Origin of the sequence: Enterobacter genomosp. S (assembly GCF_001631805.1) — a bacterium.
Taxonomy (GTDB): Bacteria; Pseudomonadota; Gammaproteobacteria; order Enterobacterales; family Enterobacteriaceae; genus Enterobacter; species Enterobacter quasihormaechei.
Window position 1 is genome coordinate 117,642 of the sequence record NZ_LVVA01000020.1, and the last position, 25,726, is coordinate 143,367.

Here is a 25,726-nt window from a genome sequence, read left to right on the forward strand (position 1 = left end):
TGGCTTAGTTGCTGGCGGTTTTCATCGGCTGGTCAGGCTTTTTGTCGTTCCCGGCGATAAACGGGCTCCACGGCTGAGCGCGTACCGGCTGTTCGGTCTGCCAGACGACGTTGAACTGGCCGTTACCTTCGATTTCGCCGATCATGACGGGCTTATGCAGGTGGTGGTTGGTGGCATCCATGGTCAGCGTAAAGCCGGACGGCGCGCTGAAGGACTGGCCCGCCATTGCCGCGCGCACTTTATCCACGTCGGTCGTACCGGCTTTCTCAACCGCCTGCGCCCACATATGGAGGCCAACGTAGGTCGCTTCCATCGGATCGTTGGTGACCACGGTGTCGGCATTCGGCAGCTTGTGCGCTTTCGCGTAGGCTTTGTAGGCCGCGACGAAGGTCTGATTGGTCGGGTTATCAACGGATTCAAAGTAGTTCCACGCCGCCAGGTTACCCACCAGCGGTTTGGTATCAATACCGCGCAGCTCCTCCTCGCCGACCGAGAACGCCACCACCGGCACGTCAGTGGCTTTCAGCCCCTGGTTCGCCAGCTCTTTGTAGAAAGGCACGTTGGAATCACCGTTGATGGTGGAGACCACCGCCGTTTTGCCGCCCGCGGAGAATTTCTTGATATTGGCAACGATGGTCTGGTAATCGCTGTGACCAAACGGGGTGTAGACCTCTTCAATATCTTTATCTTCCACGCCCTTCGAGTGCAGGAAGGCACGCAGGATCTTGTTAGTCGTGCGCGGGTAAACGTAGTCCGTACCCAGCAGGAAGAAGCGCTTCGCGCTGCCGCCGTCTTCGCTCATCAGGTACTCCACCGCAGGGATCGCCTGCTGGTTGGGTGCCGCGCCGGTATAGAAGACGTTAGGCGACATCTCTTCACCTTCGTACTGCACCGGATAGAACAGCAAACCGTTAAGCTCTTCAAAGACCGGCAGAACCGATTTACGCGAAACCGACGTCCAGCAGCCAAACACCACGGCGACCTTATCCTGACTCAGAAGCTGGCGGGCCTTTTCGGCAAACAGCGGCCAGTTGGATGCCGGATCGACCACCACCGGTTCCAGCTTTTTCCCCAGCACGCCGCCTTTGGCGTTGATTTCATCGATGGTCATCAGGGCGACATCTTTCAGAGGTGTTTCTGAGATGGCCATCGTGCCGGACAGAGAGTGCATAATCCCGACTTTGATGGTGTCTGCGGCCTGGACGCCAAAGCTCATGCCCATGGCGACGACGGACGCGGACAGGGCGAACGCTTTAATAAGGGTACGACGGTGCATATTTTCACTCCTGAAAAAGAAAGCTGTGCGAAGACGTCCGTTACCGCTTGGACGCAGAAAAAGTAACGTCAGTTTCAGGAGAGCAAAAAGAGTGCCAGGTTGCAGAGGCTAGATTTTAAAGGGATGCGAGAGAAGGATGACGGGAAACGACTCAGAATGGTACAGCGCTGCACTGTATTAATGCAGCGCTGTGGAGGGTGTTACCAGACGTCGCTGGCGATTTGCGTCACCAGGCGAACTTTGTCCCACTGCTGGGCTTCGCTCAGGCTGTTACCCTCTTCCGTGGAGGCAAATCCGCACTGCGGGCTGAGGCAAATCTGCTCTTTCGCGACGTATTGCGCGGCCTCTTCCAGACGCGCTTTCACCCCTTCAGGGTTCTCCAGTTCGCCGTGCTTGGTGGTGATGAGCCCCAGAACCACCTGCTGTTTACCCGGGCGCACAAAACGCAGTGGCGCGAAGTCGCCGCTACGATCGTTGTCGTACTCCAGGAAGAACGCGTCGACGTTAACCGTGCCGAACAGCACTTCCGCCACCGGCTCATAGCCGCCCTCTGAAATCCAGGTTGAGCGGAAATTGCCGCGGCAGACGTGCAGCCCGATGGTCAGGTCGTCCGGCTTGCCTTCCAGCGCTTTGTTCAGCACGTTGGCATAGATACGGGCCAGTTCGTCGGCATCATCACCCCGCTCCCGGATCTGGCGGCGCTGATCTTCCGAACAGAGATAGGCCCATACGGTATCGTCCAGTTGCAGATAGCGGCAGCCCGCGTCGTAGAATGCCCGAATGGCGTCGCGCCAGGTGGTTGCCAGATCGTCAAAGTAGTCGTTCAGGTCTGGATAGACCGTGGCATCAATATCTTTGCGGCCACCGCGGAAGTGCAGCACGCTCGGGCTAGGAATGGTCATTTTCGGCTGCGCGTTACCGCTGATGCTTTTAAGGTAGCGGAAGTCTTCCAGCATAGGATGAGCGCCGAAGCCCAGCTTGCCCGTGACGCGCACGCCGTGGGCTTTGGTCTGCACCCCGTTGAACTGAATGCCCTGCTGAGCGTCATAACGCTCCACGCCCTGTAACCCGTCAAAGAAGTCGAAGTGCCACCAGGCGCGGCGGAACTCACCGTCCGTCACCACGTGCAGGCCGCAGGCACACTGCTGCTCAACGACGTGGCGAATAGCCTCGTCCTCGACCGCGCGAAGCTGCCCGGCATCGATCTCACCGCTGGCAAATTGCAGGCGCGCCTGTTTAATGGAATCCGGGCGTAAAAAGCTGCCGACTACATCGGCGCGGAACGGGGCGTGGTGTCGCTGCATGGAAATCTCCTTTGTCTGTCGGCGTTAATTGCCCACAGTGATAATTCATCTCTTGAATCTTTAGACTTCTGGATGTCTAAACGTCCTAAGAAGATGTCACACCCCCTGCCTCACGACAAACGAGAAAATTTCATCGGTGTTGAAAAAAATTCATGTTCCAGAGTTGGATGATGACGATCCTGCAAACGCGAACTGTTCATCCTCCCAGCCGGTCATGCCCCCGAGCATAATCTTGACCGGCAGACCCAGACGCGCCAGCTTCAGCGCCGCCCTGTCCGCGCCGTTGCAGTGCGGGCCTGCACAATAGACGACAAATAGCGTGCCCGCCGGCCACGCGTTCATCCGCTCTGCGGTAATCTGGCTCCAGGGTAAATGCTGCGCGCCGGGCAGATGACGCCGGGCAAAATGCTCGGGCTTCCCGACGACGTGCAACAGAGCGAAGTCCTGCTCACCGCTGGATATAGCGTGTTGCACATCGGCGCAGTCCGTCTCTACGCTTAAGCGTCGCAGAAAATGCCCCACGGCTTCCTGCGGCTCGGCAGCCGGAAATTCAGTAACATAGCTCATGAATCTTCCTCATTTGTGGTGTTTGTGTTAACACTACTCTATCCCTTAATACAGCCCATGAATGCCTCCGCCTATGCCAGAAAACAGCAAAAAGATGACAAACTTAAGACACACTCCTCCGCGCGCGGTCGTGCTGGCGTATGACGGTTTGTGCACCTTTGAGTTTGGCGTGGCGGTAGAAATCTTTGGCTTGCCGCGCCCGGAGATGGGCGACGACTGGTATCGGTTCGCCGTGGCGAGCGTGGATGAAGGCGAACTCCGGGCAACGGGCGGGATACGCATTCTGGCCGATGGCGATCTGCACCTGCTGGAGACGGCGGATCTGGTAGTCGTACCCGGCTGGCGAGGGCTGGACGAACCCGTACCCGAGGCGCTCTGTCAGGCGTTATGCGCGGCGCACGCCCGCGGCTGTCAGCTGCTCTCAATCTGTTCTGGCGTTTTTGTGCTGGCGGCCACGGGCCTGCTCAACGGGCGGAAGGCAACCACCCACTGGCGTTACACGCACGCGCTGAAATCACGTTATCCCGCCGTCACCGTGGTGGAAGATGTGCTGTATCAGGACGAGGGGGATATTCTTACCTCCGCCGGCAGCGCGGCGGGGATCGATCTGTGCCTGCACGTGGTGCGCCGGGATTACGGTATGGAGGCGGCAAACCGCGTGGCGCGTCGGCTGGTGATCCCGCCCCACAGAGACGGCTCGCAAACCCAGCAGCTTAGCCGGCCGGTGGCTCGGCTACGGGAAAGTCAGCGCCTGGGACAGCTGTTTGATTATCTTCATCAGCATCTTGCCGTGCCACATACCGTCGGGTCGCTGGCCCTGCGGGTTGGCATGAGTCAGCGTACCTTTTTGCGCCGTTTCCAGGACGCGACCGGAACCACGCCCGCACGCTGGTTATTGACGGCGAGATTGCAGCGGGCGAAGGATTATCTCGAAAATAGCCGACTCAGCATCGACAATATTGCAGAACAAACCGGTTTTGGGCTCAGCGCCACGCTGCGCCACCATTTCCGCCAGCAATATGCCCTTTCCCCGACGCAATATCGAAAGCAGTTTTTGCAGCCGACCCGATAAAAGGCAAAAAAAAACCGCCATATTCTGGCGGTAAATGCTTGCATGGATAGATTTGTATTTTGGTATCTACGCTCCGGTATTCCATACCGGGATGTGGATCACCTGCAATCTACCACCGTGAGCCTCAACGAAGCATAAACGAATCGATTAACCCGCTTTGGTATTAATTTGCAGATAACGCATCAGCCCCTGCTCGGCGCTCTGGCGGGCATCATCATTAATCGCTTCGAGATAGAACGCGCGAGAGACTCCGTACGGTGCCTGCTCGGATGGGTAAACGGCAAACTGAAAGGTTTTCCCCCTCGCCTTGTTGGTGCAGCCCAGCTCCCAGCGATCTTCACTGACCTGGGTGCTATTACATTCGACGCGGCCGTAATCACTGGTTAAATACGATCCGACGCGGCTTTTCGCTGACTGAATATAGTCTGGTTCTTCGTTTGAATAGATGCTGGCAGCAGCACCCACAGCAACCACTACGCCCAGAAGTGATAGCACGATTATTTTTTTCATTTATTAGATCCAATCCTTAGCCAGAAAAATCTTATTGTAAATGATTTCCCCATAAATCTAGCTGCTCTTTTCATACCAGAAATGGGAGTTTACAACGTCAATATTGCTTTTAAGAATAGTCTCAGGTGCGCTGTATTGCGATCACAAATTTTGACAGTCTGTTTTCTCAAATTTGAACAGTCAAATAATTACTCTATGAAATTATCCCTACGATAACCCTGGCGTATTTTCGGGGGATGAAGGATGTTCAGAAAAGGGTTGTCGCTACTGCTGCTGATAAGCGCTCTGTTCTCAGGGCAGATTATGGCGGAGCACAAAGGACATGAATTTCTGTATGTGAAAAACGCCGACCATCAGCTTCGTCATGAAGCTGACAGCGACGCGTTACGCAGCGAGGCAGAGGAATCTGCGGAGGGGTTGCGCGAGCGCCATTCCTGGCTGAAATCGCGCAAACCCGATACCCACTTTCCGGGTTAGCTGCCTTTACGCTTCGGCAGGGTTTTCATCAAGTCGTCAGGGCTGACGGAGGCCACAATGCTGCCAGGCGACGGCATTTTGAAGATGTGATTCTTCATCTTACCGATAACGTGCATTTCACACGGACGGCAGTCGAATTTCAGCGTCAGCACTTCGTCGCCATTCACCAGCTGCATCGGCGTTGCTTTCCAGCTTTTGATATTGCCTTTCGCCTGCTTCGGGCAGAGGTTAAAGGCAAACCGCAGGCAGTGTTTGGTGATCATCACCGGCACGTCGCCCTTCTCTTCATGCGCTTCATACGCGGCGTCAATCAGCTGTACGCCGTGACGATGATAAAACGCACGCGCTTTGTGGTTATAAACGTTCGCCAGGAAGGAGAGATGCGTGTCCGGATAAACCGGCGCAGGCACCGCTTCGGCCTTACGGCTGCCGCGCGGATAGTTTGCCAGGCGCGCGTCATCCAGCATCTCAGCCGTTTCACGACGGAACTGATTCAGCAGGCTGTTCGGCACGAACAGCGCATCCGGCAGATTCACCTCAATATTACGCGCGTAATAAATGGTCTGACCCAGCTTCGCCACGCCGTCCTTCAGGCTGTTCAGCGCTTTCTCCGCGTTGTTCGCTACCTCGAACATGCCGTCGAGGGTATGCGTCACGCTGATACCGTCTTCACAGGTCATGGTCAGGATCAGCTGCTCTTCCCAGCCTCCCAGCGCGATATCCACCGCAATGCGGCGCTCGCTGGAGGTCTTGAGCAACGCCTGCTGCCAGTTGTGGTCCAGGTTACGGTTCAGCGCCGCGTTGGGACGGGCTTTGTAGAGGTCGGCAGGCATTTCGTTCGGCCAGACGCGATAGCGGTTTTCGCCGGTTTTCTCCACGGTGTTGGCGCGGAAACCGACCACTTCACGTTTGATCATCACGTTGAGACCGTCGCCGTTCGCCAGCGGCTCTGTAACCTGAACGTCTAGATGGTCCTTCGCCACCTTCAGCACTTCACCCACCGGCAGGCCGATAAACTTTGGTGAGTCAAACGCGCCGATGTCCCCTTTGCGCGCATTCACAAAGTAATCCGTGCTGCCGCGGTGGAAGGTTTTGTCCGTGGACGGAATAAAGAAATGCTCCGTACGTCCGGCGGAGGCGCGGGCCAGATCACCGCGATCGTCGATGATGGCATCCAGCATCTGACGATAATGGGCGGTGATATTTTTCACGTAGCTCATGTCCTTGTAGCGCCCTTCAATTTTGAAGGAGCGCACGCCGGCGTCGATCAGCGCGCCGAGGTTCGCCGTCTGATCGTTATCTTTCATCGACAGCAGGTGTTTTTCGAACGCCACCACGCGGCCCTGATCGTCTTTGAGGGTATACGGCAGACGGCAGGCCTGAGAGCAGTCGCCCCGGTTAGCGCTGCGACCCGTCTGGGCATGAGAGATATTACACTGCCCGGAATACGCCACGCACAGCGCACCGTGGATAAAGAATTCAATAGTGGCGTCGGTCGCCTGGTGAATATCGCGGATCTGGTTCAGGTTCAGCTCGCGCGCCAGAACAATCTGTGTGAACCCAACGTCCGAAAGGAACTTTGCCTTCTCAACGGTGCGGATATCGCACTGGGTGCTGGCGTGCAGCTCAATCGGCGGGATATCCAGTTCCAGCACGCCCATATCCTGAACGATCAGCGCGTCAACGCCGGTCTGGTAGAGATCGGTTATCAGACGCTGCGCGGGCTCGAGCTCATCATCATGAAGAATGGTGTTCAGGGTCACGAACACCTTCGCCCCGAAACGGTGGGCGAACGGCACCAGTTCGGCAATATCGCGCAGGCTATTGCTGGCGTTATGACGGGCACCGAAGCCAGGGCCGCCAATGTAGACGGCATCCGCACCGTGAAGAATGGCTTCACGGGCAATGGCGGCGTCGCGGGCCGGGCTGAGCAGTTCAAGATGATGGGAGTGCAGGCGCATACTTCGTCGTTATCCGTTATGGTCAAAATGGCGGCTATTGTAGTCAGAAGTCTTTGTCAGTGAAACCGTTTTGCGACGCTTTATCGGGGATAATGGATCAGAGAGTGAAAATGGACCGTCCGGGCGCTGCTGTTGCGGTATGCGTGCGGTTTGTCGCCGGCAAAACGCACCCCAGAATCAGCATAAATCGTCCGCCAGATGCCGTCGATCTGCATCTCCAGTTCACCGCTTATCACCACCACGTATTCAATCACCCCGGCTTCGTGCGGGGTGGACTCGCTCAGCGCGCCGGGCGACAGCGTGATGGAGAAATGGTCAAACCTGAGCTGGTCGTCCCAGGGGAAAAGCGGCTTCACCACCATCGCCTGCTGCTGCGGATCAAATACCGCTTGCGGGTCGCTCTCTGGGGTAATAAACGCCGAAAAAGGTACGTTCAGCCCGGTGGCGATTTTCCACAGGGTGGAGACCGTCGGGCTGGACTCGTTGCGTTCGATTTGCCCAAGCATCGCTTTCGACACGCTCGTCTCTTCAGCCAGTTTCGACAGGCTCCAGCCCCGCGCCTGACGCAGCGCTTTCAGTGTAGTGGCAAGGTGTTGCGTAATATCCATGGTTCCTCCCGTTGTGCGAAGCATACCACTTGTACGCTATAGCGCACAGTGATACCTTACGCCGGACGTTATAACGCACAACGGAGTTCCCATGCGATCGACAGCCCCTCTTTTTCCTGCCGTTTTGGCCGGTTTTGTTGCCGTCCTGGTGGGCTATGCCAGCTCTGCCGCCATTATCTGGCAGGCCGCCGCGGCGGCAGGCGCAACCCCACAGCAAATCGGCGGATGGATGACCGCGCTGGGCCTCGGGATGGGGATCAGCACGCTTGCGTTATCGTGGTGGTACAAGGCGCCGGTGCTGACCGCCTGGTCAACGCCCGGCGCGGCGCTGCTCGCCACCAGCCTGCATGGCGTCACGCTGGCGGAAACCATCGGGGTATTTATGTTTGCAAATGGGCTGATCCTGCTGTGCGGCGTAACCGGACTGTTTGCCCGGCTGATGAAGCTGATCCCGCACTCGCTTGCCGCCGCTATGCTCGCGGGCGTGCTGTTACAGTTCGGCCTGAAGGCATTCAGCAACCTTGAGGGACACATTTTTCTTTGCGGCAGTATGCTGGCCGCCTGGGTGGTGGCCAAAGCCATGGCTCCCCGGTACGCCATTGTCGCCACGCTGCTGGTGGGCATTCTCGCGGCCTGGTCTGGAGGTGACGTTGTCACAGATAAGGTAACGTTATCCGTTATCATGCCTGAATTTATTGCCCCTGCGTTCACGTTCACCAGCCTGATAAGCATTGGATTGCCCTTCTTTCTTGTGACCATGGCGTCGCAGAATGCGCCCGGCTTCGCCACCATGCAGGCATCGGGCTATCCGCTGGCGGTATCACCGCTTATCGTTGCGACCGGCGGGCTGGCGCTGATGCTATCCCCCTTCGGCGTCTATTCCATCTGCATCGCCGCCATCACCGCTGCCATTTGCCAGAGCCCGGACGCCCACCCGGATGCCGGGAAACGCTGGCTGGCCGCGGCGGCCGCAGGCGGGTTTTATCTGCTGGCGGGGGTTTTCGGCGGCTCGATTTCCGGGCTGATGGCCGCCCTGCCGCTGAGCGGGATCCAGACGCTGGCCGGGCTGGCCCTGCTCGGTACGATTAGCGGCAGTCTGTATCAGGCGCTGAATCATGAAGCGGAGCGCGACGCGGCGATCGTCACCTTCCTGATGACCGCCAGCGGCGTCACGATCCTGGGGATTGGCTCCGCCTTCTGGGGGCTGGTGCTGGGTGGGTTATGTTACGCGGTCTTTTCACGCCTTCGCCGCGCGTAACCGTGACGGCGTAATCCCCGTCATGCTGCGAAAACGGTTACTGAAGTGGCTGGCGGAGTTGAATCCGCAGGCCAGCGCGATCTCGGTGAGCGGCGTGGTGGTGTGCTGCACCAGCGCTTTGGCCTTCTCCATGCGGCGCTGCATGACGTACTGATGCGGCGCCAGCCCCATCGACTGGCGGAACATTCTTGCGAAGTGATATTCGCTGAGTGCTGCCTGACCCGCCAGCTCCGCCAGCGTTAAGGGTTGCGCCAGATTTTCCTCGATAAAGGCCACTACGTTACGCAGCACAAACGGCGATAACCCGCCGGTGACCACCGGTAACTTCCACTGTACGCTGGAATAATGCTGGACTAAATGCGTCAGTAGTAAGGTCGACGCGGTGCTCAGGGTGAGCTGGTTGGCATTTTGCTGCCAGTCGCAGCCCAGCAAAAACTGGCGATAGAGGGCGGTGATTTTCGGATCGCTGCCAAAGATTTTCTCATCCAGCGTCAGTGATAGCGGACGTTTATCCCAGATTTTCTCCCCCACGTCCCGCAGATGTTCATCGGTGCAGTAGAGATGGACGAACGACAGGTCGTCGCGAATATCCCACGTGGATTCGCTCTCTTCGGGCATCAGGCAAAAACGATCCGGCCCGCCGCCATTTTTCCAGCCACCGGGGGTTTTTTGATAGCTTTCATAGCCATCCGCCACGTACAGGCTGAGCGTATGGTGGTTGCTTTTTACGGTGATCGTATCGTGCTTGTTGTACCACGCCGCCAGTTGAATGCCAGAATTGAGCGCAACGGTTTCCCGCAGCACCGCATTTTGTTGGCGTAACGTTTCAAAGGTGTCGTAAACGAGAGACATGGCCGTAAACAGGTGATTAATCAGACTGTCAGTCTATGAAGTGTTGCAGCCTGTTACCAGCGTTCGCGTGAGAAAAAAGCGCAAGAATGTGCAAGTCCGGCGCAAGCCGATGAAAGCCGCACGCCCGCGCTTTCGTCACACTGGTGTTTTTCGCGGTATGAGAAGAGAGAAACCATGAACGCATTACTCTATGGGCTGGTCGTTATTATCTGGGGCACGACCTGGATCGCCATTTTTCTGCAACAGGGGCCGGTTCCCGCCCCGGTTTCCATTTTCTGGCGCTTCGCCGTGGCCAGCGCCACGATGATGATTGTCCTGCTCGCCCTTCGCCGCCTGCGCAGGCTGGCGCTGAGGGATCACCTCTACTGCCTGCTTCAGGGCTGCTGCGTATTCTGCTTCAACTTCTGGTGCTTTTACACCGCCGCCGCCCATATCAATACCGGCCTTGAGTCGGTGATCTTCTCGATGGCCGTGCTGTATAACGCCATCAACAGCTTTATCTTCTTCGGCCAGCGCCCGCCCGCACGCTTCTGGACGGCGGCAGCGCTGGGGCTTATCGGGATCATCACCCTGTTCTGGAACGATCTGCTCGCCAGCGGCTGGAGCGCGTCGTTGCTGACCGGCATTGGACTTTCCGCCCTCGGCACCTACGGCTTCTCGCTGGGCAATATGATCAGCATGCGCCATCAGCGCAACGGGCTGGAAACCATGACCACCAATGCCTGGGCGATGCTGTATGGCACCGTCGTGATGGGCCTTATCGCTCTCTTCAGGGGCGATAGCTTTATGCCGGAATGGACGGTGAGCTATATGGGGGCGTTGCTGTATCTTGCGCTGTTTGGCTCGGTAATTGCCTTCGGAGCCTACTTTACGCTGGTGGGCCGCATTGGTCCCGGTAAAGCCGCGTACAGCACCCTGCTGTTCCCGCTGGTGGCCCTGTCGATTTCAACAATCTACGAGGGCTACGTATGGCATCTCAACGGAATCGTCGGCCTGTTGCTGATACTGGGGGGAAATATGGTGATGTTTACCAAACCGGAAACCTGGCTCCGACGCCTGCGGACGGCATAAAAAAAAGGCCTGCGAAGATGCAGGCCGTTTCTGTTATTTTGCAGTCTGATGAACATCAAACATGGTGGCATCCGTCGCCATGTCATCCACAACCTGTTTAAGCGTGGCAAAGCCTATCGGCGTATTTTCGTTTGCCAGCTCTTCACCTTGACCTTTACGAACAACTTTAATTACCGGCTTGTTGGTGGCCGCATCGATCAGCTCGCCTTCAAAGAACAGATGCGTATCCATGGTGCGATGGCCGGTTGCCATCTGCGTTCCCGCAACCAGCAGCGCGACAGGAACCACTTCATAGAACTGCAAACCTTCTTTGTCCGAGCTCACACCGGTGATGGCGCCACGGAAGATCAGGCTATGTTTGCCTGGCGTCGTGACAATCGGCTTACGCTGGCCAATCGCGGTTTTCAGTTTGGTATTGGTATAACTCAACACCTCATCAAGCGTTTTTTGCCCAAGCTGAGTGGTCGGTTTTGGCGCCGGATAATAGGTAATCGGCGTCCAGATAATGCTGTCGTAATTGGCCTCATTGTAGGAAGGATCAACCCAACGCAGAGTTGGCTTCCCGGTTGCAGATGTCATCTCCTGCAAGCCTGAGTAATCTTTTAAAAAACCTGAATACTGCTCGGGGGCTGCGACTTTTGACGCACAGCCTGAAAGGGCCAACAGGCCAGAAAGCACTGCAACTTTAAAAAAAGTCTGAGTACGCATGATGGTATTCCATGTTATTTGCAAGTATGCACTTGAAGTTATAACAAAAAAGGAGGGAACGTGGTGTGGCAAAAAATGACGAAGACAGCACATATAGCGAAAATAGTGCCCGGCTGAAACCGGGCAGTATAACTATTACTCTTTCAGTTCCACTTGCCAGAACAGGTGCTTGCCGAAGGGATCGATTTCATAGCCCGTGACCTCTTTACGGACTGGCTCAAAAATGGTCGAGTGGGCAATCATCACCGACGGCATTTGATCGTGCATCATCTGCTGCGCCTGCTTGTACAGCGCCACGCGTTTTTCGCGATCGGTTATCGATTTAGCTTCGGCGATCAGCTTATCAAAGGGCTTATAACACCATTTTGCCGAGTTCGACCCGCCGTTGGCGGACGTACAGGTAAACAGCGGTCCGAAGAAGTTATCCGGATCGCCCGTCGCCGTTGTCCAGCCCATCAGCGCGGCCTGATGTTCCCCTCCTTTCACGCGCTTCAGGTATTCGCCCCATTCATAGGTCACGATTTTGGTCTGTACGCCTACTTTCGCCCAGTCCGCCTGGATCATTTCAGCCATCCGTTTCGCGTTCGGGTTATAGGGCCGCTGCACCGGCATTGCCCATAGTTCGATGCTGACGCCGTTGGCAAATCCTGCCGCCTTTAGCAGCGCCTTCGCTTTTTCAGGATCGTAGTCGTAGTCTTTCAGCGCACTGTCGGCACTCCAGACGCCAGGCGGCAGCAGGTTTTTCGCCGCCGTGCCGGTTCCGTGGAACACCGCGTCAATGATGGCGGGTTTGTTAATTGCCATCGCCAGCGCCTGGCGCACCTTCAGGTTATCCAGCGGCGGCTTTTGCGTGTTAAACGCCAGGAAACCGGTATTCAGGCCGGCCTTGCTCATCAGGTTAATGTCTTTGTTAGCTTTCATGCGCGGCAGATCCGCCGGATTCGGGAACGGCATCACCTGGCACTCGTTCTTCTCAACTTTGGCAAAACGCACCGAGGCGTCCGGCGTGATGGTGAACACCAGACGATCCAGCTTCGATTTCCCCTGCCAGTATTGCGGGAAGGCGGTAAAGAGGATGCGGGAATCCTTCTGGTACTGCGCCAGCTTAAACGGACCGGTGCCAATCGGCTGCATATCGACCTTGTCTGGCGTGCCCGCTTTCAGCATGGCATCGGCATATTCCGCCGACAGAATGGAGGCAAAATACCACGCCAGATCAGCCACAAACGGCGCTTCCGGGTGCGCCAGGGTGAAGCGCACGGTGTGCTCGTCAACCTTGTCGATAGCCGTTATCAGGCTGCCAAACTCCAGGCTTTCAAAGTTGGAATAGCTGCCGTTCGAGACGTTATGGTAAGGATGATTCACATCCTTCTGGCGCATAAACGAGAAAATCACGTCATCCGCGTTGAAGTCGCGCGTCGGCGTAAACAGCTTATTACTGTGGAATTTCAACCCTTTACGCAGGTGGAAGGTGTAGATCTTGCCATCCTCGCTCACCTCCCAGCTTTCGGCCAGGCTCGGCACCAGTTCTGTGGTGCCCGGTGTGAAATCGACCAGACGGTTATAAACCGGTACGGCGCTGGCATCCACGCTGGTTCCCGAGGTATATAGCTGAGGATTGAAGTTTTCCGGCGATCCTTCAGAGCAATACACCAGCGTTTTTGCCGCGACGGTGGAACTGACCGTCAGCGCAGCCAGCGCCAGCGTTATCGTTGTGAATGTGCTTTTCATCATTATTTCCTGTCTTTTTAATTCGACGGCTAATTACTTCTTTTGCCGCTCCATAAATAACATTAAAGTGATGGCGCAAACACATGAAAAATAAATACAGAAGGAAACACTATGGGCTCTGAACTCTCCAGACAATTAACCCGTCGCTTTTTTCGTTATCTCGCCATTACCAGCCAGAGCGATCCAAAAGTGAAAACGTTGCCCTCCACGCCGGGCCAGCACGACATGGCGCGGGAACTGGCGAACGAGCTGGAAAAGCTGGGGTTGGACGATATTGTGATTGATGAATTCGCTACCGTTACCGCCGTGAAAAAAGGCAATGTCGCGGGTGCGCCGCGCATTGGTTTTATTACCCATATCGACACGGTGGACGTCGGTTTATCTCCGGATATTCATCCGCAAATATTAACGTTTAGGGGTGAAGATCTCTGCCTGAATAAAGAGAAAGGGATCTGGCTGCGCCTCAAAGAGCACCCGGAAATTCTGGCTTACCCTAATGAAGAGATTATTTTCAGCGACGGAACCAGCGTATTAGGCGCAGATAATAAAGCGGCCGTCACCGTGGTTATGACGGTACTGGAAAACCTGACGCCCGGGCATAAGCATGGCGATATTGTGGTGGCGTTTGTGCCTGACGAGGAGATTGGCCTGTGCGGTGCGAAAGCGCTGGATTTGAAGCGCTTCGACGTCGATTTTGCCTGGACCATCGACTGCTGCGAACTGGGGGAAATTGTTTATGAGAACTTCAACGCGGCAGCGGCAGACATTCGCTTTACCGGCGTAACGGCCCACCCGATGTCCGCCAAAGGGGTGCTGGTCAACCCGCTCCTGATGGCCACGGACTTCATCAGCCAGTTCGATCGCCAGCAAACTCCGGAATGCACCGAAGGGCGCGAGGGCTACATCTGGTTTAACGGCATCCAGGCCGGGCAAAACGAAGCGGTGCTGAAAGCCAACATCCGTGATTTCGACAAAGAGGGTTTTGCCGCCCGCAAGCAGCAAATTGCCGATGTGGCGGCGCAAATAGCTGCGCAGCACCCTACGGCAAACGTGGAAGTCCGCATTGAGGACACCTATAGCAATATCAGCAACGCGATTGGTGAAGATCGCCGCGCCATCGATCTGATGTTTGAGGCAATGGAATCGCTCGGCATCGCGCCCAAGCCAACGCCGATGCGCGGCGGCACGGACGGCGCAGCGCTGTCAGCCAAAGGCTTGCTCACCCCGAACTTCTTTACCGGCGCCCATAACTTCCATTCAAAGTTTGAGTTTTTACCGCTGTCGTCGTTCGAGGCGTCCTACCGCACCGCCCTGCAACTCTGTCTGCTGGCCGCGCGTTAAGCGGGCTTGCGCGCAAGCATCGTGGCGAAGCGCAGCTTGATACGGTTCCCGTTGGCATCGGTACGGTGGAGTTCACCCACCTCTTCGTTGTACTTGAGCAGCTCCCAGCCCTGGTAATAGTTGCTCAGTTCACCGGTTTTGAACGCAAACGGGAAGCCAACGGTACACGGATAATCCTCGGTATCCATCGCCGCAACGATCAGGTTATAGCCGCCCGGCCTGGTGCAGCGCTGCATATTGGCGATAAGACCAGGGATGGTTTTCGCCTCAAGGAACATCAATACGACGGTAGAAAGAATAAAGTCATATTCGCCTTCAAAGGTCAGACTGTTCAGATCCTGAATCGCCGTGTGCAGATTCGTAATCCCTTCCGCCGCCTTAATGCGCTCGATGTTATCGATGCTCATCGGGTTTTTATCCCACGCCGTCACGTCATAGCCGTTGGCAGCCAGGTAAAGGCTGTTACGGCCATTTCCGCAACCGAGATCGAGCGTTTTACCCGGCTTAACAATATTCGCGCTATGTAGCACTTCTGAGTGCGTGCGGGTCAGTCCATATTTCTCGGTAAAGTAGTTTTCATCGACAGTCATTGTTTTTCCTCAGATTGCATAAGCAGTGCCTTATCAGCGCGCACCAGAAGTTTGCCCTGCATCAGCAAGATAAAAGTACGGACCAGCAGCATCGCTATGATGACGTTGGTGAAAATAAACAGTGGCACAGCAAGGGCGTGAAAGAACCCTGACGGGCTGCTTTGCCCAAGATGCAAACCGGTGGTCGCCAGCGCCGAGACCCCGAACGAGAAGCTCCAGAACGACGCGTTGAACGGCTGCGACAGATACCACGGCATCAGACGCAGCATAAACAGCAGCTGCAACAGGCCATAGCCAAACAGCATTTTGGCGAAGGTGTCCGCTTCGCCGCCGTTGACGCTAAGCCAGGCGCTACAGGCCACCAGGGCTGGCGCAAGCTGGATCCCGAGCGAGGTACGAAGCGCTGCGGGCAGTTCGCCGGCGCTGCGCAGGCGCTGCAAAATGACCGGCTCCAGGCTCAGCCAGGAAAAGACTCCGGCGCCAAGGAACACCAGTCCGGCATCGTGGTAACCCAGCGCGCCGCAGGCCATCGCGCTAATAAAATTGTTCGCCACCGTCGGCAGATAGAGGCCCGGCGTTGTCGCTTCTCCCGGGTGCTTACCGCGCCACAGCCCGGCGCTTTGCCAGGCGGCATACGCAAGCTGGATCACCACGCCCACACTAAATAACACCAGCGACAGTGGGCGGTACCACGGCACGAAGCCGATGGCCACCAGCATCGTTGTGGCGGGAAACAGGCTGACAAAACTGCTCATCACCGGATGTCGCATCTCTGCCAGCACGCTGTGTGGAAACCGTACCGCACGGGTGAGAAACGCCACGCTCAAAAAGAACCAGATCGTCACGGCCAGCGCCACCAGGATCTCTCCAGGCCAGCGCGTAACCAGCCAGACAGTGCTGGCATAACGCCAGGCGAACCCCATGCCAATGGTACCCAATACCATGCCAAAGTACCCGGCGGGCAAGTTAAGAACGCGTTGGTTTTTGTTATGCATTTTTTTTAAAGTTTAAAATGTATTTTAAATGCCATTTTAAGGGGTTTCCCGTGTGGACGCCAGCACTTCGACAAGCCAAAAGTTTGCTACGTTTAGTGAAAGGCTTATCAGGGATCAGACGATGACAAAATATCGGCTTAGCAATGAAACCCGTCTGTGGCGCTGGCAGGACGGGACCACGCCGCGCACAACGCCCCTCAGACAGATCGTTGCTGTGGAGGATTTTAACGATGTTGCCCGCGGGACAAAAGGCGGTTGGGTTGAGGATGAGAACGCCCTCGCACAGGACGGGGAGTGCTGGATTTACGATGAAAACAGCGTGGTCTTTGCCGGTGCCAGAGTATCCGGTAATGCCCGCCTCACCCAACCCTGCATAGTAAGCCACCGCGCACACGTTAGCGACAACAGCTGGCTGGACGCCGCAGAGGTGAGTCACGGCGCGATAATAAGTGACAACGTCACCATTCAGCACTCTACGGTGCGCGGGGAATGCCGCATCGCAGGTGATGCGCGGGTGCTGCATAACAGCATGGTGATCGCAGCCAAAGGGCTTACGCCCGACCGCGAGCAGATCCTGCAAATCTACGACAGCGCCACGGTCAGCCAGTCGCGTATTGTGCATCAGGCGCAAATTTACGGCGATGCCATGGTGACCTAGGCCTTTGTAGAGCACCGCGCGGAGGTGTTCGATCGCGCCATGCTTGAGGGCAACGCGCTTAATAACGTCTGGGTGTGCGACTGCGCCAAAGTGTACGGCAACGCCCGCCTGCTGGCCGGTTCAGAGGACGATGCGATCCCGACGTTGCGGTACAGTTCACAGGTTGCGGAAAACGCCCTCGTCGAAGGCAACTGTGTTATTAAACATCACGTGCTGATAGGCGGCGAGGCGTGGTTGCGCGGCGGGCCGATCCTGATTGACGACCACGTCGTGATTCAGGGCCGGGCGCGTATCAGTGGTGATGTACTGATTGAGCATCAGGTGGAAATTTCAGACGATGCGGTTATCGAGGCGCTTGAGGGTGAAAGCATTCACGTCCGGGGATCTAAAGTGATCAACGGCGACACGCGGATCACCCGAACGCCGCTGCTGGGGGCGCTATAGCGAGAAAAGCCTGGCGTAAAGATTCACGTCATCGTAGCGGCCATTGAGCATTTCCGCTTCCCGCAGGCATCCTTCCAGCGCAAAACCGTTGCGCTGAGCCACACGGTTACTGCTCTGGTTTTCTACGCGACACTTAATGACAAAGCGGCGGATCTCGCCGCGCTCAACGTAATAGCGCATAAACGCCTGGAGCGCCTGAGAAAGAATGCCCTGCCCCTGATGCGCTTCGTCAAGCCAGTAGCCAATGTACCCGGCCTTGTTCGCCGGCTCGATGGCGTTAAAGGAGAGCACGCCCACCAGCGCGTCGTTCATGAAAATCAGGAACATTTTGGCATAACCGCGCTCGTGCAGCATCTGGTTGCTCTGCACGTTGCGTCGCGTGTCCTCTTCGCTGCCGACATGCTGCGCCCAGTCAAAGGCGGTTTGCAGCCAGGTTTTGTTTTTAATCACGAGGTTATGCAGATCGGCGGTATAACGTTCTTCGACGGCGCGAAGCTCGATATCCTGGTTAACGGGGATAATTTCTGAAGACATAGTGCCTCTTATTAATTGCCGGGTGGCGCTAACGCTCACCCGGCACAATCCCAAAATGACTAGCGCATAATCCGGTCGTCAACGTAGTTACGTTTGTCCGGCGCTGGCGGGAAGTATTGATACAGCCAGGTCTCGCTGATGGCGTCGCCCTGACAGCGCAGGAACAGGCGCATATCGACCGGCTCGGTAGAGTCAGAGGTTGGATACCAGTCAAACAGGATGCGATAGCCGTCGAACGGCTCGACGTAGAGGATCTCCACCTGCTTTGCTTCACCGCTGGACAGCGTGATCACCGGCTCAATGCCCTTCGGTGCGGCGGCCTTCAAATCCCCCCCGACGAAGTCAATGGCAAAGCGACGGGCCCACACTTTCGGGTAATTTTCGCCCGGCGCCCAGCCCTCCGGGAAGCCTCCCATACCGGTACGGGTCGCGTAGACGTTTGCCAGCGGCGAACGCACCGGTGGCTGCGCGCTCCAGTAGAGACGGTATTTGAAGTCCAGTTCGTCGCCCGCTTGCACCGGCTTCTCCGGCTGCCAGAAGCAGACCACGTTATCGAGCGTCTCGCCGGTTGTCGGGATCTCCATCAGGGCAATGGAACCTTTGCCCCAGTTATTGCGCGGCTCTACCCACAGGCTTGGTCGCTTGTTATACCAGCCCATGACGTCCTGATAATGGGAGAAGTCACGGTCAAGCTGCAACAAACCAAAGCCTTTCGGGTTCTTATCCTGAAAAGCGTTAAATTGCAGCTTTTGCGGGTTGTTCAGTGGTCGGCAGATCCACTCCCCGTTGCCGCGCCACATCGCCAGACGGTCTGAGTCGTGGATCTGCGGATGAATGGTGTCGCACATGCGGCGTTCGTTGTTGCCGCAGCTAAACATGCTGGTCATCGGCGCGATGCCGAGCTGCTTAATCTCTTTGCGCGCGTAGAGGTGGTTTTCGACGTCCATGATCACCTGGCTCTTCTCGCAATGGATCACGAACTTATAGGCACCGGTAATGCTTGGGCTGTCCAGCAGCGCGTAAACGGTAAAGGTGGTATCACCCGGCTTAACGGTTTCAAACCAGAAAGAGGTGAAGTCCGGGAACTCTTCCGGGGTGTCGGTAAAGGTATCCACCGCCAGGCCACGCGCGGAAAGGCCGTACTGGTAGGTATCATCCACCGCGCGGAAGTAGCTCGCGCCCAGGAACGAAACGATATCGCGTCGCGCCAGCTCGGGGGCTTTAAACACGCGGAATCCGGCAAACCCGAGGTCGCTCTGCCCTTCCAGCTGGCGGGTATCCACGCCCGTATCGCCGTAGCTGAACAGCTCAGGTCGGAAGTGGATCTCGCGCGCCTGAGAGGTGGTTTGATCCAGCGAGAACATGCGCACGCGGCGGCGGAACCCCATCCCCATATGGAAGAACTGGGCGTCCAGCTGACGACCTTCAATGTTATTCCACAGCGACTGCTTCTCATCGTAACGAATGGCGTTGTACGCCTGCGGCGTCATGGTGGCCAGCGTTTCCGGCAGCGGGCGCGGCGCGCCGCCCCACGGGGTTTTCGCCAGATCGTGCGCCATGGATTGCAGAACGGAGAAGTCAAAGCGGCGGATCTGACCGTCGGCAATATCGGAATCAGCAGCATACGCCGCCTGGGAAAACAGTGAAGCAAGGCCAGAAGTGCCGCTCAGGGCAGCCATTGCCAGGGAACCTTTGAGAAAACGTCTGCGATTCATGCCTGAGAAAACGTCCTTATGGTCGTGTGAATGTGTTTCGCACGCGGCGAAATGACGGCAAGAAAGAACGCACAGCCTAAACAAAAACGGTTAAGAATCCAATTGTTGGCGGGTGATTATCTGAACAAACCGAGAAATATTTTCTGTCGACCAGAACGGCCTGAAAAAGGGGTAAAGTTATGTATAAAATGTCCCGGCTGGACATCGACAGCCGGGACCAACGAGGCGGTTATTTTACGCTGACATTAATACCCGGGAAGTACTTATCAGCCAGTTTAGCGATCGTTCCATCGGCACGTACTTTATCAATGGCGGCATCAAGCTGCTTTTTGGTGGCCTCATCCCCCTTACGCAGCCCAAAACCGATACCACTGCCGAGGATCGTGTCGTCTGACCCCGGTTTGCCGATAAAGCCAAACCCTTTACCCTGCGGTTTGCTGAGGAAACCCGCCTGCCCGGCCGCCGACATGACCAGCGAGGCGTCGATGCGGCCATTCAGCAAGTCTCCCCACGCCATATTCTGATCTTTATAAGACACCACGGTGACACCGTGCTTTTCCCAGTGCTCTTTGGCGTAGGTTTCCTGAATTGACCCCTGGAGAACACCGATGGTTTTGCCCTTCAGCCCTTCCGGCGTGGCCTCTACCCCAGAGCCGGCTTTGCCCACCAGCTGGGAGGGAATGCGATAGATGGGCTGGGTAAAATCAATGCTCTTGCGACGCTGCTCGGTGATGTTCATTGCCGAGTTAATCGCGTCGAACTTTTTCGCCATCAAACCGGGGATCAGCGCATCAAACGAGGTTTCCACCCAGCTGCACTTCAGCGCGGCGGCTTTGCAGATGGCATTTCCCAGCTCTACGTCAAAGCCTTCCAGCTCCCCTGACGCATTGCGGCTTTCAAACGGCGGATATTCCGCCTCCAGACCGTACCGCAACTCGGTGGCGGCGATTGACGAAAATGAACACAGCAGCCCCATGCCGACAACTAACGCGCGTAATTTCATTTTAAACTCCTGAACGTGGTGTAATCCGACACAGGGCCTGGGCACCTGCCCGTAACGTCGCCTCATCTTTCGCAAAAGAGAGACGAATCAGTTTATTGTCCGTGCCATCGGCATAAAACGCCGACAGCGGAATAGTGGCAACCCCGCACTCGACAATCAGCCTTTTCACCATCTCGCTGTCGCGCTCATCGCTGAAGCCGCTGTAATCAGCCAGCAGGAAAAACGACCCTTTGCTCGGCAGCAGCGTAAAGGGCGAGTCGGCCAGCAGGTTTTGCAGCAGATCGCGCTTGCGCTGATAAAACGCCGCCAGCGACAGCCAGGTTTGCGGATCGGCCATATGTTCTGCAAACGCGTACTGCATTGGCGTATCGGCAGAGAACATTAAAAATTGATGGACCTTACATATCTCATCCATCAGCTCCGCGGGCGCCACACAATAACCCACGCGCCAGCCGGTCACGTGATAGGTTTTTCCGAAGGAAGAAATTATCACGCTGCGCTCCGCCAGCTGCGGGTGCGTCGCCATTCCGTGGTGTGGCTCGCCGTCAAAAACGACGTGCTCATACACTTCGTCAGACAAAATGATGATGTCGGTGTGGCGCGTCAGCGCCGCCAGCTGGTGCAGATCGGCGGCCGAAAACACCTGTCCGCTCGGGTTGTGCGGCGTGTTGACGATGATCATCCGCGTGCGCGGGGTGATGGCCGCCCGCACGTCGTCCCAGTTTACGGCAAAATCCGGTACCGTCAGCTTAATGGCGATCGGCGTCGCCCCTTGCAGACGGACAATCGGCGCATAGCTGTCAAAGGAGGGTTCGAAATAGATCACCTCATCGCCAGGATGAACCAGCCCGCTGATGGCCGAGTAAAGCCCCTCGCTGGCGCTGGCGGTCACCAGCACTTCACTGGCCGGATCATAGTGCGTGCCGTAGAGTGTGGCAATTTTGTCCGCGATGCGCGCCTTGAGTGGCTGTAGCCCGGTCATGGACGCGTACTGGTTATGCCCTGCCTCCATGGCGCGGGTCACGCCGGAGATCAGTTTTGGGTCGCAGGAAAAATTCGGCGCACCCTGAGAAAGGTTGATCGCGTTATGCTGGGCAGAAAGCTGGCCGATAACGGTAAAAATGGTGGTTCCCACATCCGGCAATTTGGAGCGTGTCTGCACCGGCGTTTTCAAAGTCATCCTCTGTCCCTTCTCATGGTGAATGCATAACTATTCAAACAACAACTTCACTGTCGGGACAATCGAATTGTTGTCATAATAGCCATGACAAAAACGCATAGCTAAGGTGAGATATGTCGCGTCGTTCATTTCCGCTTAATGCCGTAGAGACTTTTTTAGTGACCGCGCGTCACCTGAATCTGACCCATGCCGCGAAGGAGCTTTGTCTGACGCAGGGGGCGGTAAGCCGTAAAATCGCCGCGCTGGAAAACTGGTTCGGCTTCCCGATGTTTGAACGCCACGCCCGCGGCCTGCGTCTCTCATCACAGGGAAGCGCCCTGCTGCCGGAGCTGCAATCTGCGTTTGAGCACCTGCTAAACGTTGCCGAGCAGGCGCGGACGCACCAGACCGTGATCCGCCTGAAAGCGCCAACCTGCGCGATGCGCTGGCTGGTGCCGCGGCTGCTACAGGTGGAGCGTGAACAGCCGGATCTACAAATTGCGCTGACCACCACCACCGATCATAACGTCAATTTCAAAACCGAATCCTATGATGCAGCGATTGTGTTCGGGACGCACATGAGCGCCGGCGATCTGCTGTTCGAAGAGGCCTTAACGCCGGTAATGAGCCCGCTTCGGGCCGGTTCTGCGCTGGAAACACTCACCTTCCTGCACCCGACGCGGGACAAAACGGACTGGACGCTGTGGCTGGCGAAACAGCCGCGCCCGGCGCCAGCTATGCTCAAAAATCAACACTTCGAGACGATGGATTTGGCTATTACCGCCGCTATTCAGGGGCTGGGCATCGCCATAGCGGATGAAACGCTGGTGGAGGAGGACGTGCGCACCGGACGGCTGATGCGGCCTTACGATACGAGCATAAGGACGGGGGCGAGCTACCGGCTGGTATTCCGCGACGCACCCGGCCCGGAGAACGGGCTGGATGCGTTTCGTGCCTGTCTGCTCAGTCGAGGCTGACGTGGTGTTTCATCACCCGTTTGAAGAGGCTCATACGGGCACGCATGAAGCGATTTTCAAGCCGAAAACCTGCATGTTTATTCACGCCGATACGTAACAGCACGTCCCGCCCTTTCCGGCAGGCGGGCCAGCGCGTCGGCCCCGGCAGGCTGTCACGTTTCCCCGCGTCCCGAGCGAAGCTCACCCAGTAGTCCGCCACCCGAGCCGCGAAGGTCAGATCGCGTTCGTTCACGTACTGTCGCGAGGGCTCAACCTGTCCGAGGGTATCGAACACGTAAGGCACTTCGTTGCCGTGCCATGCGCCGTTGATGTACGTCGCGTGCTCCGCTTCGGCCACATAATCAAACCAGTATCGCCAGCACAGGCCGCCCGCTCGCTGCTGCGCCTGCATCACCACGTAGCCCATGGTGGTAAACGCCATGTCGCGGCACACCTGCCTGCCGAGCTCCTCATCGCCCTTCACGCCCGGATAAAGCAGCTTGATCAGCCCCAGGCCAAAGCGCCGCTCGCGGCGGAGCTTCTGGATCTGCCCGGCCAGATCGACGCCGAACACCGACATCACGCTGGCTTCGTCGCTGTTCGACCCAATCATCACCGGCACAGGATGTTGACGGGCCGCGAAGAAGACGTCGAGCATGGCTTCAGGCAAAACGCAGTCGCCCACGATGGGCGCAGGCGCGATATTTAGCGGCGAGGTCAGCGGCCAGAACGCCTCCGGCGGGATCGCGCGAAGCTGTTCTGCGGTGGCATTTTCAAGGCCGAAATGCGCGGCAATCGCTTCGCCTTTACGCATGGCCTGCTCGCGCGGGGTGTCCGGCAGCGTGTACCCGCTTTGCACAATGGCTTTATGGAACAGCCCTCCCGCAAGCGGGGACGCCATCAGCGAAAGCACGCTGCGCGCCCCGGCCGACTCGCCAAATACCGTGACGTTATCGGGATCGCCGCCGAACGCGGCAATATTATCGCGCACCCATTCCAGGGCCTGGATTTGATCGAGCAACGCAAAGTTATGCACTACGCGCTCTTCTTCACCCTCCAGCGCCGGATGGGCAAAAAAACCGAGGTGCCCAAGACGGTAATTTATCGTCACTACCACCGCGCCGCGCTTTGCCAGCGCCCTGCCGTTATACGGAGGCAGACCACCCGCACCGAGGGTAAATCCCCCACCGTGCAGCCAGACCATCACCGGAAGCGGCGCGGCGCGCGCGATCGGCGACCAGACGTTAAGGTACAGGCAATCTTCGGAGAACTGGCCGGGATCGCCGCCGCCCAGCTCCTGGCAGCTTTCGCCGCTCTGCCAGCTGGAGGCGGAGAACGCCGTCGCCGGGCGCACGCCGTCCCAGCGCGCGGGAGGACGCGGGGAGCGCCAGCGCAGGGAACCTACCGGCGGGGCCGCATAGGGAATGCCGCACCACACGTGCGTATCGTCTTCAGTAAAACCAATCAGTGCGCCCTGGCGCGTTTCAACCACAGGGGCGGAGGGATTTTCCATAACAACCTTCTTTTTCCATCACACCCCAGCAGAGTAACGGTTTCAGAGCAAACCGCAACGCTGTTTGCTGCGCACTTCCGCCTCGTGGTAAAGGGAAAGCTCGTCGTGTACCGCACAGCCGAGCGCGGCTTCGAAGGCCTGGCGGCTGGCATTGCCGTGGCTGCGCGCCTGCGTTTCATTTCCGAGATTCGACTGAAATATCCCCGCCGCGCTGACGGGCAGAAAATCTTCATAGGTGATCGGCTGCGCCACAACCCAGCCGCGCTCGATCAGCGGCTGCGGATCGTCGCCCGGACGAAACGCGTGGCGATGCGCCTCTCCCGTCGGGGTCAGACGGTAGCGGAAATAGGCCAGCTCCTGACGACGCAGAAACATTTCGCTGTCCGGGAAGGCGCTGAAGATCTCGCGCAGATGAAGCTGGTGGGTCAGGTTGTCTTTGCCGGTCCCGGCCTGGTTTAGCAGGCTGTCGTACAGCTCGCGTCCTTTTGGCGTAAGCGCCACGCCGCGCTGCTCAATTTCACCGAAACGCGCGGTATGAGTGCCCTGGTCTTCTCCCGCGAAAAGCACCGGCTCTTCCAGCGCCTTGAAGCTGGTCTGGCGCAGGAGGATCGGCACCTCGCGACGCGGTGGGCCTTCAATCAGAATTTTTGGCTCAATGCCGTACTTCGGCATCAGCTCCTGCACCCGGTCGATATCCAGCGTGCGCGGCGTAAGATGGTTGATATGGCACCCCGGGAAACAGACCACGTCGGCGATCAGGCGATGTTCGTTGCTCAGCGCCAGATAGGTTTCCCGATCCACCGTTGCATGGCGATGCCAGCGGAAGGTTTCTAAGGCTTCCTGCACAAATTCACGCGCCTGCGCCCCGGTAAAGTGTCCCTGCGCATCATGCAGGTCGATCAGTTCAAGGCAGCGCGGCGTAAAGATATTGCGTCGGGAGAGGATCTCCGCCGCCTTTTCGCGCAGCGCAACGTTTTCAATCAGCTCCAGGCGCAGCAGGGAGGTAAAAATGCGAAACGGATTACGGCAGAGCGCCGCATCGTCCGTGGGACGAAACGCCGTCGAGTGGACGGGCACGCCCGCCTGGGAGAGATCGTAATAGCTGACCGGGTGCATGCCCATAATGGCGAAGATCCGGCGCAGGGTGGAAAGCTCCTGCGCGGTGCCAACGCGGATCGCACCGTGACGTTCAACATTCAGGCGCGCCAGTTCGTCTGCGTTTGCCAGTTGTTCGTGTAAAAGGGGGTTATTTTCCAGAACCGCCAGGTTAACGTCCGCCACCAGTTCCAGCAAGGTGCCGTACTGTGGAACTTCCTGCTGGTACATCGCCGACATAGCCTGCGAAAAGTGTTCCCGAATATCATCAGCCGTGATGGTGTTCGCCATGATGTCATGCCTCCAGTGAATACTACCTGGAGTGTAG

General features: G+C 57.2%; 23 protein-coding genes and 1 pseudogene. 7 read left to right on the plus strand and 17 right to left on the minus strand.

Features of this window, described 5'->3' with window-relative positions:
* Window positions 1-4: 4 nt before the first annotated feature.
* From urtA to A3466_RS15755, 3 genes are all read right to left on the minus strand, one after another.
* A complete protein-coding gene (urtA, locus tag A3466_RS15745) occupies window positions 5-1,276 on the minus strand; it encodes an urea ABC transporter substrate-binding protein (protein WP_063451344.1) in 1,272 nt (423 codons plus the stop codon).
* A gap of 200 nt (window positions 1,277-1,476) precedes the next feature.
* A complete protein-coding gene (locus A3466_RS15750; RefSeq protein WP_063451345.1) occupies window positions 1,477-2,580 on the minus strand; it encodes a cobalamin-independent methionine synthase II family protein in 1,104 nt (367 codons plus the stop codon).
* Between the two features lie 150 nt (window positions 2,581-2,730).
* Window positions 2,731-3,147, minus strand: coding sequence for a rhodanese-like domain-containing protein (locus A3466_RS15755; RefSeq protein WP_063451346.1), 417 nt, complete (start codon window positions 3,145-3,147; stop codon window positions 2,731-2,733).
* Between the two features lie 73 nt (window positions 3,148-3,220).
* On the opposite strand from A3466_RS15755, the gene ftrA reads away from it, so the two are divergent.
* Entirely contained in the window at window positions 3,221-4,219 is a 999-nt protein-coding gene (ftrA, locus tag A3466_RS15760) for a transcriptional regulator FtrA (protein WP_063451347.1), read from the plus strand.
* A gap of 147 nt (window positions 4,220-4,366) precedes the next feature.
* Here ftrA and A3466_RS15765 read toward each other — a convergent pair whose 3' ends face one another.
* Window positions 4,367-4,729: a hypothetical protein gene (locus A3466_RS15765; protein ID WP_063451348.1), complete on the minus strand. Its 363-nt coding sequence runs from the start codon at window positions 4,727-4,729 to the stop codon at window positions 4,367-4,369.
* A gap of 243 nt (window positions 4,730-4,972) precedes the next feature.
* Between A3466_RS15765 and A3466_RS15770 the strand changes: the two genes are divergently transcribed.
* The gene (locus tag A3466_RS15770) at window positions 4,973-5,206 is read left to right on the plus strand and encodes a DUF2554 family protein (protein WP_063451349.1); all 234 of its coding nucleotides are present in this window, start codon (window positions 4,973-4,975) and stop codon (window positions 5,204-5,206) included.
* Here the strand turns inward: A3466_RS15770 and A3466_RS15775 are convergent.
* Window positions 5,203-7,167 (minus strand): peptidase U32 family protein, encoded by a 1,965-nt coding sequence (locus tag A3466_RS15775; RefSeq protein WP_063451350.1) that lies wholly within the window; start codon window positions 7,165-7,167, stop codon window positions 5,203-5,205. The two genes, A3466_RS15770 and A3466_RS15775, sit on opposite strands and share 4 nt — an antisense overlap.
* Window positions 7,168-7,247: 80 nt before the next feature.
* Window positions 7,248-7,775 (minus strand): helix-turn-helix domain-containing protein, encoded by a 528-nt coding sequence (locus tag A3466_RS15780; protein WP_063451351.1) that lies wholly within the window; start codon window positions 7,773-7,775, stop codon window positions 7,248-7,250.
* 91 nt (window positions 7,776-7,866) lie between these two features.
* Between A3466_RS15780 and A3466_RS15785 the strand changes: the two genes are divergently transcribed.
* A complete protein-coding gene (locus A3466_RS15785) occupies window positions 7,867-9,033 on the plus strand; it encodes a benzoate/H(+) symporter BenE family transporter (RefSeq protein ID WP_063451352.1) in 1,167 nt (388 codons plus the stop codon).
* Here the strand turns inward: A3466_RS15785 and A3466_RS15790 are convergent.
* A complete protein-coding gene (locus A3466_RS15790; RefSeq protein ID WP_063451353.1) occupies window positions 9,013-9,885 on the minus strand; it encodes a helix-turn-helix domain-containing protein in 873 nt (290 codons plus the stop codon). The genes A3466_RS15785 and A3466_RS15790 overlap by 21 nt on opposite strands.
* 174 nt (window positions 9,886-10,059) lie before the next feature.
* Between A3466_RS15790 and A3466_RS15795 the strand changes: the two genes are divergently transcribed.
* Window positions 10,060-10,956, plus strand: coding sequence for a DMT family transporter (locus A3466_RS15795; protein WP_063451354.1), 897 nt, complete (start codon window positions 10,060-10,062; stop codon window positions 10,954-10,956).
* A 33-nt stretch (window positions 10,957-10,989) separates the two neighbouring features.
* Here A3466_RS15795 and A3466_RS15800 read toward each other — a convergent pair whose 3' ends face one another.
* Both A3466_RS15800 and A3466_RS15805 read right to left on the minus strand, forming a co-directional pair.
* A complete protein-coding gene (locus A3466_RS15800; protein ID WP_063451355.1) occupies window positions 10,990-11,664 on the minus strand; it encodes a DUF3313 domain-containing protein in 675 nt (224 codons plus the stop codon).
* Between the two features lie 135 nt (window positions 11,665-11,799).
* Entirely contained in the window at window positions 11,800-13,395 is a 1,596-nt protein-coding gene (locus tag A3466_RS15805; RefSeq protein ID WP_063451356.1) for an ABC transporter substrate-binding protein, read from the minus strand.
* 111 nt (window positions 13,396-13,506) lie between these two features.
* On the opposite strand from A3466_RS15805, the gene pepT reads away from it, so the two are divergent.
* The gene (gene pepT, locus A3466_RS15810; RefSeq protein ID WP_063451357.1) at window positions 13,507-14,736 is read left to right on the plus strand and encodes a peptidase T; all 1,230 of its coding nucleotides are present in this window, start codon (window positions 13,507-13,509) and stop codon (window positions 14,734-14,736) included.
* Here the strand turns inward: pepT and tehB are convergent.
* Both tehB and tehA read right to left on the minus strand, forming a co-directional pair.
* On the minus strand, window positions 14,733-15,326 hold the full coding sequence (gene tehB, locus A3466_RS15815; protein WP_063451358.1) for a tellurite resistance methyltransferase TehB: 594 nt from the start codon (window positions 15,324-15,326) through the stop codon (window positions 14,733-14,735). The genes pepT and tehB overlap by 4 nt on opposite strands.
* On the minus strand, window positions 15,323-16,321 hold the full coding sequence (gene tehA, locus A3466_RS15820; RefSeq protein ID WP_063451359.1) for a dicarboxylate transporter/tellurite-resistance protein TehA: 999 nt from the start codon (window positions 16,319-16,321) through the stop codon (window positions 15,323-15,325). Before tehA ends, tehB begins: the two co-directional genes overlap by 4 nt.
* 121 nt (window positions 16,322-16,442) lie before the next feature.
* On the opposite strand from tehA, the pseudogene ydcK reads away from it, so the two are divergent.
* Window positions 16,443-17,423: pseudogene (ydcK, locus tag A3466_RS15825) on the plus strand (YdcK family protein).
* Here the strand turns inward: ydcK and rimL are convergent.
* The 4 genes from rimL to A3466_RS15845 form a co-directional block, all read right to left on the minus strand.
* Window positions 17,418-17,957, minus strand: coding sequence for a 50S ribosomal protein L7/L12-serine acetyltransferase (gene rimL / locus A3466_RS15830; RefSeq protein WP_063451360.1), 540 nt, complete (start codon window positions 17,955-17,957; stop codon window positions 17,418-17,420). The pseudogene ydcK and the gene rimL overlap by 6 nt on opposite strands.
* 59 nt (window positions 17,958-18,016) lie before the next feature.
* Window positions 18,017-19,672, minus strand: a complete 1,656-nt coding sequence (locus tag A3466_RS15835) for a glucan biosynthesis protein D (RefSeq protein WP_063451361.1) — start codon at window positions 19,670-19,672, stop codon at window positions 18,017-18,019.
* A 229-nt stretch (window positions 19,673-19,901) separates the two neighbouring features.
* On the minus strand, window positions 19,902-20,675 hold the full coding sequence (locus A3466_RS15840) for an ABC transporter substrate-binding protein (RefSeq protein ID WP_063451362.1): 774 nt from the start codon (window positions 20,673-20,675) through the stop codon (window positions 19,902-19,904).
* 1 nt (window position 20,676) lies between these two features.
* Window positions 20,677-21,855 (minus strand): pyridoxal phosphate-dependent aminotransferase, encoded by a 1,179-nt coding sequence (locus A3466_RS15845; RefSeq protein ID WP_063451363.1) that lies wholly within the window; start codon window positions 21,853-21,855, stop codon window positions 20,677-20,679.
* Between the two features lie 113 nt (window positions 21,856-21,968).
* Between A3466_RS15845 and A3466_RS15850 the strand changes: the two genes are divergently transcribed.
* The gene (locus A3466_RS15850) at window positions 21,969-22,811 is read left to right on the plus strand and encodes a LysR family transcriptional regulator (RefSeq protein WP_063451364.1); all 843 of its coding nucleotides are present in this window, start codon (window positions 21,969-21,971) and stop codon (window positions 22,809-22,811) included.
* Here the strand turns inward: A3466_RS15850 and A3466_RS15855 are convergent.
* Together A3466_RS15855 and hglS are read right to left on the minus strand one after the other, a co-directional pair.
* Window positions 22,798-24,303 (minus strand): carboxylesterase/lipase family protein, encoded by a 1,506-nt coding sequence (locus tag A3466_RS15855; protein ID WP_063451365.1) that lies wholly within the window; start codon window positions 24,301-24,303, stop codon window positions 22,798-22,800. The two genes, A3466_RS15850 and A3466_RS15855, sit on opposite strands and share 14 nt — an antisense overlap.
* Window positions 24,304-24,345: 42 nt before the next feature.
* A complete protein-coding gene (gene hglS, locus A3466_RS15860) occupies window positions 24,346-25,689 on the minus strand; it encodes a 2-oxoadipate dioxygenase/decarboxylase HglS (protein WP_063451366.1) in 1,344 nt (447 codons plus the stop codon).
* Window positions 25,690-25,726 lie beyond the last annotated feature (37 nt).